We start from the raw sequence: 14,130 nt of genomic DNA, 5'->3' as shown, positions 1-14,130 counted from the left end.
TATCCGAATTACAACTTTGAACAATTATTATTTGAAGAACGCGCTTGTATAGCGTGCGGCATTAGAAAATCAGCCAAGCTGGTCACGACATTTTCCAACCTTCCCGGATTAGCGGAAACATCTCTGATAAAGGCGTTCCACTGTCGCTGTTTTTGTTCATCGTTGGCGAAAGCCGGCGTTAGCGCATCGGGCAAATCGACAGGAACCGCTGTCTCGCGCCGGGCAAATGTTGCAGCAATCGCGCGGGCGAGCCTGTCGCCGGCGAAATCGAACGACTTGCTGAGGATCCAGATGTCGTAGAAATCCTTCATGCGACTGTTCGCGTGTCCGAGCGCGACCATCGCCTGAAACTTCTCAGCAATAACAGTTTCGCGCGCGTACGCACGCAGACGCGGTGCGGGAAACGCCAACATGGTGGGATAGTTGAGCATCTCCGCGCCGGGTTCCATCGCATCACCGAAGCCGATGTCGATCGTCAGATTGATCCTGGCGCCGCTGATCGAGGCGGTTGTCCGCAGCCTCAGCCCGCCATATTCGAGCTCTTCGCGAATGCGATCGACGCGAAGAGCGCCGGCGTCAAATTCCACACCATCATCATCGTTGAGCGCCAGGATGTCCCGAAATGTCGCGAGCATCGCCTCTGGTTCAGGGTCGCCAAACCCCAACAGATCGAGGTCACGCGTGCCGCGATATGGATCCTCAAACCAACTCATCATCAGCATCGCGCCTTTCAGAACGAAGCGGTCCGCATGCGGTGATTGGCTGAGCCTGAAGAGGAGTCGTTCGAGCGCAAAGCGCGTTAGCACAAGATCAAAGCTCTGGCCGCTTGCCTTGGCCACCTGCAAGAGGCGGGCGCGCACAGAAGCCCCAATATTCTTGAGCTCCTTAGCCATTGGCGGTCAGCGCCTCGATATAGGGTCGAATGACCGTCGCGATCGCCCCTCGCTCGGCTTGCCTGACGATTTCGCCAGCGGTTGTCTTGCGTTGACGCAGCGCCTCCTGGAGGCCCTCAATCGCCACCGACAGGCCGATCTTGTTGCGATACCGGAAGCAGTCGGCGACCGTCTTGGCGACCCCAAAAACCTTCACGGGCACCCCTTCGACCGTGTGGGATTCGACGCCTTCCTTAAGGAGGCGATCCGTGAAGCGCACGAGCCGAACTGGCGCCCCATCACCCTTGGGAGCCCAATCCTTTTGGCCGATGGCGATCCACACCTGCCTTGGGAGCTGATCGGTAAGTTGATGGAACGCGAGGGCCGAGACGAGGCAGACCACACCCTTGGGCACCCGTTTCGCTGCCTCGGCCAGACTGTGATGAGCGTCGAGCGGCGCATCGGGGAGTTGATAAAGTCCTCGCGCAAGTCGGAGCACCTCGCCATCCCGCTCCATGCGGCTCATAGTTGCCGCGGTCACTCCCGCAGTCCGCAGCTCGGCAAAACGCGCGATACCGCGCGCTTTCAGCACGGAGTGAGCAATGTGGCGCTGGGACGCGGTTTCGGGCACGATACGTAGGCTCGGAGTGTGGTATCTATTATCCGAGGATTTGTATCACCCTATTTGCTTCAGGGGAAGCGGGAACCGTGATAGGTCGTGACCATCCGGGTTGACCAGTTCGGCTGCCTGACGTAGCCCCATGGCGGAGAGACCCAGCACGAACGGGCTCAGCAACACGCGCGTCGCCTCGCCGCCGCGCCCAAGAATCTCAATGAAGTCCTGTTGGTTGGGTTGACTCAACGTCAGTCAGTAGATCAGGCGCGGCTCGCGAAGTGGTTCGGCAACCGACGACCTGCGGCGCAAGGGAACGTCACTCTGCGTGCCCCCGCCAGTAAGCCGCACAAAACAAGAACTAACCTTCTCCAACGCGACGCGTCGTAGTAGAATATCGCAGCTTTTTGCTATTGTGGGACACTGTGGCGTAGGTTTTGGTTGCGGGGGCGTGCAACCATCTCAACTTGCGATTCCTCTCAACCTACCGGCCGGTGCTTGACCAGCTCGTCCAAGAGGGCCGTAGCGGGTTGTTTCATGCCGCAGCGTAGCATGTGCGAACCTCGCCAACAGAACGATAATGGCATGATACAGTACAGGTTTTTCTTGGCAACCACGGTCGTCTTAACCCCATGCGCATAGATCTTTTGATCAAGACGGCGATATCCCTGCCCAACAAGCCGCCAATAGCATTGACCCGCCTGCTCGCCGACGTGGTATCGAACCACCCCGTCACCTCGTCCCAGGACCGTGCGGACCAGTGATTGAAATTTCAGCCCCTCCTGATTAAACATTCCGGTACGCCGGAATGTTTAATCAGGAGGCTCCCATACCCGCAGTCGCGGAAATGCTGAAGGCCAGCGAAGCCGCCGTCGTCTCGCGCGTGAGCCTGCGCGATGTCAACCGCGTCATCGACGAACACATTCTGCCGGACGCTTTCGTCTCGTCCGACAATGGCCGCTACGTTCTGGCCGGTGCCTGCTCGCTCATCCCCTTCTATTTCGCAAGCGCCCGGCGCCTGACCTCGGAAGAACGCCTGTCGGCCATCAGGACCGCAGAGCCGCGGCTCGCGCGGTCGCGTGCCCTGCCTTGGGCTGCGCTGCTTCGTGAGGACTGGACCCTGCGCGACGATTTCCTGACCATCGACCTGCTGCCCTTCATGAAGGACACCGGCGAGCGGCTGGACGATCTTGCCGCCGCGCGCGAGCTGGTCACGACCTCGCCCGACATTCTCGGCCGCACGCCCGTCATCCGGGGCACCCGCGTCCCGGTCTATGATGTCGAGGCATCCGTTGCTGCCGGTCATCCGATGGAACGCATCCTCGCGGCCTGGCCCAGCCTGGATGCCGAGAAGCTCAGGCTCGCCACGATCTACGCGGAGGCGAACCCGCTGCGCGGTCGCCCGCGCGCATCCACCGATCTGCCCGAGGGCTCGGTCATCATCACCGATCGCCGCGTTCCTCGGGTCAGGAAGGCGGAATGAAGTTTCTGATCGACGAATGCCTCAGTCCCGAACTGGCGAAGCTGGCATCGGGAGAAGGGCATAACGAGGCCGGCCATGTCGTCTGGATGAAGCGCGTCGGCCTGAAGGGCTGAGAGCTGAAGCCGATCATCCTCACGGGGACCGGATCGTCGTCTCCAGGAACCGAGTGACTTTCCGGGGTCCGAAGGTCAGGCTCCGTACCAAGGCGCGCAACTATCTCAAATTGCGGCTGCTCTCTGCATATCGCGCCCTTCTTGAGCGGTCGGCGCTAGCGAAGTCCAGAGGGCTGCTTCGTAGTGCAGCGTAGAATTGGCCGTATCCCCTACTAACCCGTCGCAACGGCATGACAACACGGGCTTCTCTCTCGACAACCCGCCTTGTCTGTCGTCCCTTGCTGCCTCAGATTAGCCCCTGCCCTGCCTTACGATGAGTGCCGGACTCTCCGTCCCGAATCTGGGACCGAGGCCTGCTTCATCAACTTGAAGCATTCGCCGTCATTCGACCGCCTGCTTCACCTGTTGCATTTATTTCACTTGATCCCATATAGTGCAGCAGGAAAGGAGTCCTGCCCATGACCATGCTCGCCCATCGACAGCCTCCGCCCTCGGCGCAGGATGCCGCGATTGCGCGCGTGTCCGGCCAGCTTCTGTCCCGCTATGCCCGCCAGAAACGGCCCCTGACCCTGCGCGTCACCGATGCCGAACAGGAGCGCCTGCTTGAACTGCCCGCCGGGGCGGTCGCCCTGCTGATGGACATCCTGGAGGCGACGGCCGCCGGGCGTGGCGTCACGCTGATGCCCGATAACGCGGAACTGACCACGGTGCAGGCGGCCGAAGTGCTCAACGTCTCGCGCCCGTTCCTCATCAAGCTGCTGGGTGAGGGCGCGATCCCGCATCGCAAGGTCGGCAAGCACCGGCGTATCCGCGTGGAAGACGTGATGGTCTACAAGGCCGCCATCGACCGCGAACGCGAAGCCGTGCTCGACCAACTCGTCAGTGAGGCGCAGGAGCAGGACATAGGCTACGACCGTTTATGAGCCGATACACTGCGCTTCTGGACGCGAATGTCCTCCATCCCGCCCCACTGCCGGATCTGCTGTTGCAGCTTGCCGTTACCGACCTGTTCAAGGCGCGCTGGACGGCCGACATCCATAGGGAATGGATAGAGGCGCTGCTGCGCAACGAGCCTGCACGGAACCGGACGGCGCTGGAACGCACACGCGACCTGATGGATAAAGCTACACGCGACTGTCTGGTTGAGGGCTACCACGCCCTGATCCCGGCGCTGACCTTGCCCGATCCTGACGACCGGCATGTGCTGGCTGCCGCCATCGTCCATCCCACACATCGCCACCCTGCGGTAGCCCGACGAAGGTGAATCATGTTCTGTAAACTGCGTCGGGGCCTGACTATTTCAACGACTAGTTAGGATGGATTTGAAAAGACCTGGCAACCTTCTGGCCAATTTCCGGCAGCCGTATATAGATAGCTTGCGATGACAAAATGGGAGCTTTGTGCATGAGATTGCTCGGCGATTTGCAACGAAAGCAAGAGATTGCGAGATGATCCGCTTTCGCCGCGTGACACTGCGGCCCCTCAACGCATGGCTTGTCGCGCAGCCGATCACCAGTTTACACCCTAAATATGAGCTCCGCGTTTGGCGCGAGGTGAATGCTAACTTCGCGGCGCTGCGCGGTGAACTGATCGCTTACGCACAGGAAGCCCTTGATGATGCCCGCGCCCGCATCCGCCAAGGGTTCGAAGACAATCTTTCGCCCTTTTCGGATCTCGTCGACGACCCCGCCGCTCACTACCCCGGGATGCTCAACCGTATCACGCTACAGGGCTATCTCGGGGAGACACTGGCGGGCTTGGCAGTCGAGCATTTCGGTGCGTTCGGCAAGACAGACTGGCAGGTCCCCGCCTTTCTGTTTCGCTTCCACGATCAAGAATTTCAGCACCTCGATCTCATCAATGAACGCTTCCTGACGGGGGAGGCGCATGATCCCGATGCCGAGAGTGAGAAACGTCCGGGGCGGACGGGAGACGACGCGCTGGCATTCAGGCTAGACGCGCAAGGTAAGATCACCCACGTGCTTTCGCTTGAAGCGAAGTGCCTGGTTCGGAGCAATACTGAAATCATGGCCGATGCTCATGATAAGCTGGCTGCGGGGACACAGCGCCCGAGCGGTATCCGCGAACTGATCACGCTACTGTCAGACTACGAGACCGAGGTGGCCCAAGAATGGGTCGCCCGGCTGCTCGATCTCTATCGTGAGGGCTTCAGAACAGCCAAGCGGCGTGATGGTCTTGCCTACACCGTGGGCCACTCGCCGGTTAGGCCCGCGACACGCGTGAGCTGGCTGCCGCCCAACGCACCGCACCCATCCTACACCGCCGACCGGCGGTTCGATGCCATGGAGTTCCAACTCTCGGATCTCGAGGGACTCGTCAATACGCTTTACCGGGGGGCCTGATGCCGAGTGAAGCCGTAATCAATATTGCGGAAAGGATCAGAGCCGACTTAGCTGGCTCGGCGCTGTCACCGTTGCAAGCGAAGCTCTATAGTCAGCGCGTTCGCCGCGACATGGGCGCCGAAGGCTTGCCATCGTTCAGCCCAGCAGAATTGACCGCGCGGCTCGACGAGGCGTGTCTGCTCCTAGAAGCCGCTTGGCTTGAGCGCTCGGCCGACGAGGGCAGTGCTTGGACCCATGCGGTTAAGCGGGCTGCCGAAGTTCTCGAATGGATTTCGCATGCGGCATTGAAGCCGGCTGAAGCGCCGATCCACCTTCTGTCTGCGGCTGCCTATCAGGTCGCCGGCTATCCCGCCATGGCGCTCGGCCACTTGCGTATGATGCCGCCCGGCGAGACCTTTTCCACGATCTTGCGCGAATTTCTGCGGGGGGATTTCGATGCCACGCTATCTGCGGTGCAGGCGTTCTGGAAGGTCCAGCATGACCTTGAAGCGGAACGAGACTTGGCTGCATGGCTCGCAGGAAAAGAGGATGACGCAAGGCCCGTCAATCTTGAGGTTCTGACCGTTCGTCACGTCGTCATGTGCATCGGCACGATTTGTTCCTACCTACGTACAGGCGACGCCGCGTTGGTGGATCGCGCTTTGGTCAAGTTCAACGCACTGGCACAGAGCTATCTCCACAGCCGCGATCCCTATTCCTATCTGCTGGCTCGGTTTTGCGCAGGTGCGGCTCATCGCTTCATCGACGCGAGTCTCTGGCCTCACATAGAGCGGCTCGCTGACGACGTGAACTCGCGCACCCGCGCCGCTTTGACGCAGTTCGCCCGCACAGCTTTCATCAATCGCCGGGCACTGGTTTGGCCCGCGCAACGCGCCGGCATCGACCGCCTCGCAACCAATGACAGCTTCGTCCTCTGTACGCCCACGGGATCGGGTAAAACGACCATCGCGACCCTCGGTGCCGTCCAAAGTTTGTTCGCGGTTCGCCCCGATCCCTTCCTCGCAGAAAACCTGGTGCTTTATTTGGTGCCCTCACGCGCGCTCGCCGCTGAGGTCGAAACGCGGTTCGCAGAGGACCTAAGAGGCATTGCAGCAGAGCCGATCGTCGTGACGGGCCTCTACGGCGGTACCGATTGGGGACCGACCGACGCCTGGATTCAAGTTGATCAGCCAACCGTCGTGATCTGCACTTTCGAGAAGGCCGACGCACTCCTGCGTTATCTGGGGACGCTGTTCCTCGACCGCGTACGTCTCGTCGTCATCGACGAAGCGCATATGGTGGAACAGGATCCAAACCGGGCGGATTCGGTCACCGACGGCACCTCCCGCGCATTGAGGCTTGAACAGCTCAGCGCTCGCTTGCTGCGAGCACAAGACGAAAAGAATTTCCGCATCATCGCACTCTCAGCGGTCGCGGCCAAGGCGGCACCGGCAATCGCGTCCTGGCTCTCGAGCGACGAAGATGGCGATCCAATCAGCTCGACCTATCGCAGCACACGGCAAATGCTCGGCAGGCTTGAGATTACGCGCAGTGGCCATTTCGACATCCGTTATGACCTGATGGACGGGCGGACGCTCGAGTTCGAGGACGAACGCACGGACGACCGTCCATATGTTCCGCGGCCATTCGCTTCCGTCCCCGGCGGTGTCGACAGCGGGCTGGGCGTCGAGAAATCGCTGCGGGGGCCGACCCTTTGGGCCGCGCTCCATCTTGCTGCCGAACGGCCTGACGGCACCCGGCCAACGGTAATGATCTCGCTAACACAGAATGTGAATTCCTTCGCCGAGAATTGCGCCGATCTGCTCGAGGCTTGGATCGAGGCGGAAGTGCCTCTTCCCAACTATTGGTCGGTCGCCGATGACGACCCTCATTGGCAGAGCTGTCTCGCGGCGGCGGCGGACTATTTCACCAAGGAATCGTTCGAATATCGTCTACTGGTCCATGGGATCGCTGTCCATCATGGCCAGATGCCGGGCCTTCTGGCTCGTCGGCTAAAGTTGGCGATCGATCGCGGAAATGTTCAGGTGGTGATCGCAACCTCGACGCTGTCAGAAGGCGTCAACATTCCGGTCAACACATTGCTCATCCCAAGCGTACATCGTTCCAACAGTGTGCTCACGATCAATGAATTCTCGAATCTTATCGGGCGCGCCGGGCGGCCTGGTGTCGCTACCGAGGGCAATGCCCTTGTTGTCTTGCCTGAGCGGGAATATCGCGGCCGTAGCCGAAAACTGGTCTGGAATCGCACATGGGAAGGTTACGAGAAGCTCGTCAATGAGCTGAAAGAGGCAACCGATCTCGCGTCAACCGTTGCCCTATCCGTGGAAGAAGGTGCCGCCAACAGTGCTCTTGCTATTCTACTGGAGCGACTGCGAGGTGCTTGGGAGGAACTGAGTGGCAGCGACAACGATGACGAGTTCATCGAATGGCTCGAAGAAACGGCTGTCGTCGATGGTGACGGCGGCGTGGAAGGTGACGATAGTGAGACCTTGCTCGATACACTCGACGGATTGCTGATCGCAGCGATCCAGGAGATAGAGCAGATGCGCAATGCAGGCCTCAGTGCCGACGAACTCGAAGCCGAGCTATCAGCGCTCTGGAGGCGAACCTATGCTCATGTGGCGGCAGAGGAGGAAGACCGTCTCGCACAGACATGGCTTGGACGAGGCCGTGCGATCACAAGCCTCTATCCTGATCCCAATCGCCGCCGTCAGCTCTACAAAACGAGCCTCCCGCCACGCTCCGGATCGATCCTCCTCGATCGTGTCGAGAAGATCCGCAACACCTTACAGGCTGGCATGGACTACGCCGGTCAGACAGCCGAACAACAGTTTCAGTTTGTCCGCTCCGTCATCGCACTGCTGGACGAGGTACCGGCATTCCGAATTTCGACCAAGCTGGGTCGCAAGCGGACACCTTTCACTGACTGGGAGAAGCTGCTGCGCTGGTGGTTGTTTAAGCGTAGCCTCAAGAAGCAGCCCAAGCCAAAAGAGCTTGGCTCGTGGTTCGCCTTCGTCTCTGATAACTTCATTTACCGGGGAAATTGGGGCCTCGGCAGCCTGGTAGGCGTATTGATGGATCAAGGCGACGCGGATGGTCCGGTCGATGCTCTTACGATGGACGATTGGCCGCGCAGCGGGCTGCCTTGGATCGGCTTCTGGCTCAAGGAATTGGTGAACTGGGGAACTCTCGATCCCGTCGCCGCCTTCCTGCTCGCCCGCGGCAACGCTCGCGATCGCACGCAGGCCGAGGTGGACGCAAAGGATTATTACGCCCAACTTGAAGACGAAACCCCAGCGAACGACAAGCTCGATCCCAGGCGCGTTCGTGATTGGGTCGAAGCACGGCGCCCACCTCCGTCGTCTCGGCGAACGTCCCGTGATATTGCGCTTGATGTGCGGCTCGAGCGACCGGCCCGCGACTATCGCTCGCGTCAGCTCAGCGTCATCCCACTGGCAAGCGACGATGGCCTTAGTTGGATCGATCCCGCAGGATATGTAGTCGCGTACTGCGAGCGGCCGGCCGACTGGGACAATCAACCGTCCCGCTTCCGCTTCGAGCTTTCAGTGGATCGGCGGCAAGTGACTGGCGAGTCTTATCTGCCACACCGACGTGAGCCATAGCAGAAATATACTATCGAGATTGTGCCAATCTGCGGGGTCAGCGGCTTGGGGCTGCGACGAAGATGGGTATCCGCCCTAGCCGCGTCATCCAGCAGATTTTCGCTGCTGTCTGCGCGAATGGCGGTTCTCCCAAGACTGCTGCAACTGCCATGCTGCACTGCTGACGGACAGCTTTCCGCCTTTTATGCTGTTTCGCTGGTTGCTGTAGAGGCGGTGATCATGGTGCTATCCGGTGTATTCTTCCACCGGAGCGTCGGAGGCAGGCGCCTGTTGCCTTGGGAGACAGTGATTGGTCCAAGTCTGCTGCGGAGCGTGAGGACAGCGAGGTCGTTCGCTTGGTTGGGGATCTCTGCGAGGAGCTTGCGAACTTCCTCGGTCGCCTGTCGGCCTCGAGTTGCCGTTTCTGCAGGGTGGCGGCGCCAGAGACCGCCGCGTCATGATAGCAACCGACGATACTACGGCTACCGCAACCTGATGCTGCTAGCGCATTGCAGACTGCGCATGGATTTTTGCCTGTTCCATGTCAACCTGATCGCCTCGCTGGAGCGGGCGGCGGAAAGCTTCCGCCCGCAGCGGGTGCCCCTGATGCGGGACTATCGCCGGGGCATGTTGGACATTGGCTCGGCCCTGAGGCTGCCGTTGGGCAGCCTGTCGGTCAGGCGGCCGGTCTGCGCCCCATTTTAGCCGCTCCGCCGTCTAGTTGACAAATCTAGGAGCTGCCGCTGACCTTAACGATGAAACATGACCTAGTGACAAATGGATCGCTGGCTACCAAGACCGACCACGGCTGTAGAATGGTAGAGCAGACCTAGCGAGAGCACCGTTCGGCGGTCAGCTAATGTATAGGTTCTGCGTAACAAACGCATATTAGGCTCTCAGGGGTTCGTTCCGTGGAAGGGAGCCAGCGATCTCTCATTCATGCTTTAAGCGCTCCCACTCGCCGATCAGCGACCTGTAATTTTCACGGAAAACCGCCTCTTCTCTTGCAGCGGCGTCGTTTGCGGAGAGAAGAATGTCCGACGAAGAGCGTCGATTATACGCATGTCACCTGGATCAAGTTCTGTCAGGGCTTGTTGCATCACCCATAAGCCCAACCTTCCGCCCTCTTCGGGGAGCGCCGGCTCTTCGCTGAAGTAGGGATACACGACGCGAGTATATTCTCCCCTGACGCGCGCATGGAGCGCATCCCTTATACGAATTGTGGCCCCTTGACCCTCAATTCGCAGGTTACCGTGCACGCTTTGGGGGACGATCTCGACTGGTTCGTTTGACCAACGCAACTTTGCACTGAGCAATTCGAGGACGCCGTCTTTCAGCAGCGGGTATAGTCGCTTGAAATTCCTATTCGATTTTATACGGTCATCAGTGAGCTAAGTTAGATCACCGTCGCCCGATATGTGCCTTTTGACATCTGACCAGAAAGGCAAATAGAAATCGCCGCCTCGGCTTCTAGTGCCACCGGCTTCCTTTTTGCGGTCAAGCCGAATATCCTCCTTCAAAACTGTCCGCCGCAACGACTGTGGTGCATAGAACAATTTCAGAACTTTTCGGAGAGGAATATCCAGAACAGACATACACGACCCTCTTTTTATAGATTGAAGCACAAGCATCACTTCAATTTTCTCTCGGCACAAGGGGGAAGCCTATTTTTTCCCTTGATAACAGGGCTAGCCGCACAGAATTTTCTGAAACCTATTTCCAAGATTTGTGCTTTCACCGCCCAATTTACCTCCTTCACCTTTGCGCCCTCGTTCCGGCCGTTTAGCCTCATAAAGCTGCAATCCAAGAGCTGTCGGTCATTCGTGCTTCTACCCACACGTAAAACGGTCTATCCGCATAGGATGCCCCACGATCTGGTTAAGCTCATTGCCACGAGGATGGAAGAGGGCCGCTTACCTGCAGTCAAGCGCAAAGAGATGGGCATTACAATGAATCGCCGCCTTGGACCGGTCTAGTAGCAAGGGCAGGAACGGCACGACCGCTCAAGATCTATCGCGTCCGCCCGAGCAAGGTGCGCGCTCTATCGAGGCTGCTGTTCAATGGCTATGGTCAGGCTGTCTGTGCTCGCCACGCGGCGAGCACGCCGTCAACGTCGAGCTCTACCGGATCAGCACCCCACGACGCGCTAAATGAGGCATCGTCGCTCTGCGGCTGAGGATCGGGACGAGCGATCCTGATCCTCGTCGGCATCATGACTGAGTCTCCCAGCAGGATTGCCTCGCCCCTACGAAGTGTCGAGAACATAGACGTGATCCCACGCACGGAGTCGGGCAACAGATTACGAACATACGCTTGGTCGTCAGGGTTCGAGATGCGCAGACAGAGGAAGCTACCGCATTGGGACAAAATGGTGCACGACAATTCGCGTGGCCGTTGGCTGATCACAGTTAGGCTGATCCCATATTTGCGCCCCTCCTTCGCGATCCGCTCCGCCGATTTCCGAGCCGCCTCGCAGGAAGGGTCGCCATCAGACAGGTAGATGTGAGCCTCGTCCGCGAAGACTGCGATTGGGTAGCGGTCGCCCTTTAGGCGTCGGTGCCAGTATGCGAAGTCGAATAGGCAACGCTGAATCAGCGATATCACGGAGGACCGGACGTCGAAGGGTGTCGAACTCAAGTCGACGACAACGATTTTCCTTCGTTGGCCGGCGGTCTCACCGAGCAGACGCCGGAACAGGTCCGACATCGAGGCCGACGACGTGTAGGTCTTCGGCTTGAAAATCAGGTCGTAACGGCGGTCGTTCAGGCGCGAGTCGAGCCGCATCAGTAGCCTTGTGAACTGGCCGTATAGTGGTCCGTTCACCTCACGGTTCGAAGAGCTCATTACGCGCTCCGTGTCGAGTCTTCGGAACTCGTCGACGATGCGCTGGAGGCTAAAATGAACCGGCGTATCAATCGTGATCTTCGGGATGGCGAGAGCCTGATTCTCGGGGTCATCCTGCTTCGCAGCCTGCAGCAGCTCCTTGAACTTGGCAATCTGATTCGGTGCCGCCGACTCGGTCCGATCAACCATGAGACTGAGCAACTCTTCCGAGTTCATCAGCCAATAGGGCAATTCCAGATCGGTCGCCGAGATCACCTCCGCATCTGCACTGAACGCACTGCCATATTCCCCATGCAGATCAAACAGAACGATGGTTGACTGCGGCAACTTGCAAATGCGCTGGATAATCGAGGCAACCGTCCATGACTTACCGCCCCCAGTCTGGCCGAGCACGGCCGCATGTCGGGTTAGAAACGCGTCTAGGTTTACTTTGGCCTCCTGGCCCGGGATCAGCGACAGTCGGCCGAATGAGAAATTACCCTCCGCATAGCCGGCGTATACGCGATCGATCAAACCTTCATCTACGGCGAAGACCGGCGCGTTTACGGTGGGCAAGACATCTGTGCCACGCTCAAAGGTCCCGCCGGCATCAAGCGTGCCCACCGGAACTGTCGAAAGACTTCGTGACACGCGGTCGATTAACGTCACGTCCGCGCCCGCCGCCTGACGCAGTTCCGGCGCGGAAATGCGCTCCTCCTTCATTTCGATCCCGGTTACCATGCACAATAGGTAGCCATTCGGCAGCGCGACCAGCACGAAAGTGCCCGGCTGGCCGATTAAAAGCGGGACCGGCCCGTTTGGAGATGGCATATCCACGGTCATACTCGCTGGCACACCGGCCATTCCGTCATCAGCCGCCTCCAGCAGCGAAACGAACACTTGGTCTCCTGTGACTGCGACTACCTTCCCAATACGATACTCAGCCATTCTCATCCCCTCAGAACATCTCGACGAACCGACTGAACATCCAGCAGTCAGTCCCGTCGGAATGGGCAACGCCATTAATGATGCCGCCGTCCTTGAAACCGGCGCTGAAGGCGCCAGCGGTCTTCAGTTGCTTCATACCCTCGGTCTCGTACTCGCAAAGCGCGAACAGTCTGATCCGCCCGGCGTTCACAACGGGATGGAGCAGGTTGTCGTTGATGTGGTCGTCGCCGAAGCTGAACCCACAGCTGACCAGATACTTGCAGTCTGCACCCACCGCCCCGCGTGCCGCCGTGAACAGTGCGTCGTGGGGCGCATGAAGCGTATCCATTACCTTGCGACGCCTAGGCAGTATCATGACCCGCCGGTCCGCCGCCGCGATCGACGCAGGATGCCGTTCAAAGAAGCGACCGTTCCTCGAAACCCATGATACCGATCCATGGAGCTTCACCAATCGGACGGTCAGCACGGGATGCTCGGAGAACCTGCTGTTGGTTAGTGTGCCGCAGGAGAACGCGAAGCGCTGCGGGTCGAAGAACCGCTCCACCGAGCCGATGAAACCCGTTTCAACCACGACCCCGGTCTCGGCGCCCGCTAGCTCGAACAGCAGGTCATAGTTCGTAGTGAAGATGTAGACGCAGGCCGGGCGTCCATAGGCACGCGTCTTGAGGGAGGTGAGGAAGGCGACGTGCCGATCGAGCACTGGGGAGCCGACCGACAGTATGACATCGGTGACTAGCTCGCGCAGTCTTACCTCCAGCGCGTGGAAGCGCGGCTGATGCGTCGATATCACATGCGCGATGACGTGGTCAGCGATGATTTCCACGTTCGGCTCTCCTTTGACCGCGTCATAGGAAAGCCCGACGTGATCGAGAACCTCGTCGAGAGAACAGCGGTCGGCCATGCCCAGCCCGCCGATCACCTCGCGCGTCAGGCCCGGCATCATCGGATAGCCAGCCTCGACCGAGGTGCCCGCCCCAAAAAGGAAGCCGGTGGTAGAAAGGCCGCCGCTCTTCATGTTCGGCAGCACCTTATCCAGCTGCACCGTCTCCTCCGCATTGTACCGCTCGCGCAGCATTCTAACTGAACTTCGCGTCGATGGAAGAGTGGGGTTCCGTCGGAAGAGAGACGCCGGACCAGTACGCATCCTGACGGCGCCAACTAGGTTCAAGCCCTGCATCCGTGTTTTTGGTTCGCCGCTCGACCATCCAGGTATTGATACTAGGTCGTAGTGAGGAATTAAGTTTTATCGCAATTGGATATGAATTGCGGCGAGCATGACGAAGCCCATGAAGTTTGCTATGAGCTTGTCGTAC

11 protein-coding genes are annotated in these 14,130 nt (G+C 59.3%); 7 read left to right on the top strand and 4 right to left on the bottom strand.

What is annotated here, in order from left to right:
• Nucleotides 1-8: 8 nt before the first annotated feature.
• Both FHS82_RS20375 and FHS82_RS20370 read right to left on the bottom strand, forming a co-directional pair.
• Nucleotides 9-893, bottom strand: coding sequence for a nucleotidyl transferase AbiEii/AbiGii toxin family protein (locus FHS82_RS20375; RefSeq protein ID WP_166956432.1), 885 nt, complete (start codon nucleotides 891-893; stop codon nucleotides 9-11).
• Nucleotides 886-1,503, bottom strand: a complete 618-nt coding sequence (locus FHS82_RS20370) for a type IV toxin-antitoxin system AbiEi family antitoxin domain-containing protein (protein WP_166956429.1) — start codon at nucleotides 1,501-1,503, stop codon at nucleotides 886-888. The genes FHS82_RS20375 and FHS82_RS20370 overlap by 8 nt, the downstream gene beginning before the upstream one ends.
• A gap of 614 nt (nucleotides 1,504-2,117) precedes the next feature.
• Here FHS82_RS20370 and FHS82_RS21385 point away from each other — a divergent pair.
• The 7 genes from FHS82_RS21385 to FHS82_RS20975 all read left to right on the top strand — a co-directional run bounded on the left by FHS82_RS21385 (nucleotide 2,118) and on the right by FHS82_RS20975 (nucleotide 9,751).
• Nucleotides 2,118-2,249, top strand: coding sequence for a hypothetical protein (locus tag FHS82_RS21385; RefSeq protein WP_281351195.1), 132 nt, complete (start codon nucleotides 2,118-2,120; stop codon nucleotides 2,247-2,249).
• Between the two features lie 83 nt (nucleotides 2,250-2,332).
• Nucleotides 2,333-2,968 (top strand): DUF433 domain-containing protein, encoded by a 636-nt coding sequence (locus FHS82_RS20365; RefSeq protein WP_246225477.1) that lies wholly within the window; start codon nucleotides 2,333-2,335, stop codon nucleotides 2,966-2,968.
• Between the two features lie 571 nt (nucleotides 2,969-3,539).
• Complete coding sequence (locus tag FHS82_RS20355; RefSeq protein WP_166956426.1) at nucleotides 3,540-4,004, top strand: excisionase family DNA-binding protein; 465 nt, start codon at nucleotides 3,540-3,542, stop codon at nucleotides 4,002-4,004.
• The gene (locus FHS82_RS20350; protein WP_246225476.1) at nucleotides 4,001-4,345 is read left to right on the top strand and encodes a PIN domain-containing protein; all 345 of its coding nucleotides are present in this window, start codon (nucleotides 4,001-4,003) and stop codon (nucleotides 4,343-4,345) included. Before FHS82_RS20355 ends, FHS82_RS20350 begins: the two co-directional genes overlap by 4 nt.
• A 184-nt stretch (nucleotides 4,346-4,529) precedes the next feature.
• A complete protein-coding gene (locus FHS82_RS20345; protein WP_166956423.1) occupies nucleotides 4,530-5,444 on the top strand; it encodes a hypothetical protein in 915 nt (304 codons plus the stop codon).
• On the top strand, nucleotides 5,444-9,067 hold the full coding sequence (locus FHS82_RS20340) for a DEAD/DEAH box helicase (RefSeq protein WP_166956420.1): 3,624 nt from the start codon (nucleotides 5,444-5,446) through the stop codon (nucleotides 9,065-9,067). The genes FHS82_RS20345 and FHS82_RS20340 overlap by 1 nt, the downstream gene beginning before the upstream one ends.
• Nucleotides 9,068-9,568: 501 nt before the next feature.
• Complete coding sequence (locus FHS82_RS20975) at nucleotides 9,569-9,751, top strand: hypothetical protein (RefSeq protein ID WP_208394388.1); 183 nt, start codon at nucleotides 9,569-9,571, stop codon at nucleotides 9,749-9,751.
• Between the two features lie 1,365 nt (nucleotides 9,752-11,116).
• Here FHS82_RS20975 and FHS82_RS20335 read toward each other — a convergent pair.
• Together FHS82_RS20335 and FHS82_RS20330 are read right to left on the bottom strand one after the other, a co-directional pair.
• Nucleotides 11,117-12,769: a helicase HerA domain-containing protein gene (locus tag FHS82_RS20335; protein ID WP_166956417.1), complete on the bottom strand. Its 1,653-nt coding sequence runs from the start codon at nucleotides 12,767-12,769 to the stop codon at nucleotides 11,117-11,119.
• 58 nt (nucleotides 12,770-12,827) lie between these two features.
• On the bottom strand, nucleotides 12,828-13,892 hold the full coding sequence (locus tag FHS82_RS20330) for an SIR2 family protein (protein ID WP_166956414.1): 1,065 nt from the start codon (nucleotides 13,890-13,892) through the stop codon (nucleotides 12,828-12,830).
• Between the last annotated feature and the right edge of the window lie 238 nt (nucleotides 13,893-14,130).

Source organism: Pseudochelatococcus lubricantis, from assembly GCF_011762225.1.
In the GTDB taxonomy this organism is placed as follows: Bacteria; Pseudomonadota; Alphaproteobacteria; order Rhizobiales; family Beijerinckiaceae; genus Pseudochelatococcus; species Pseudochelatococcus lubricantis.
This window is presented reverse-complemented; position numbering and strand designations above follow the sequence as displayed.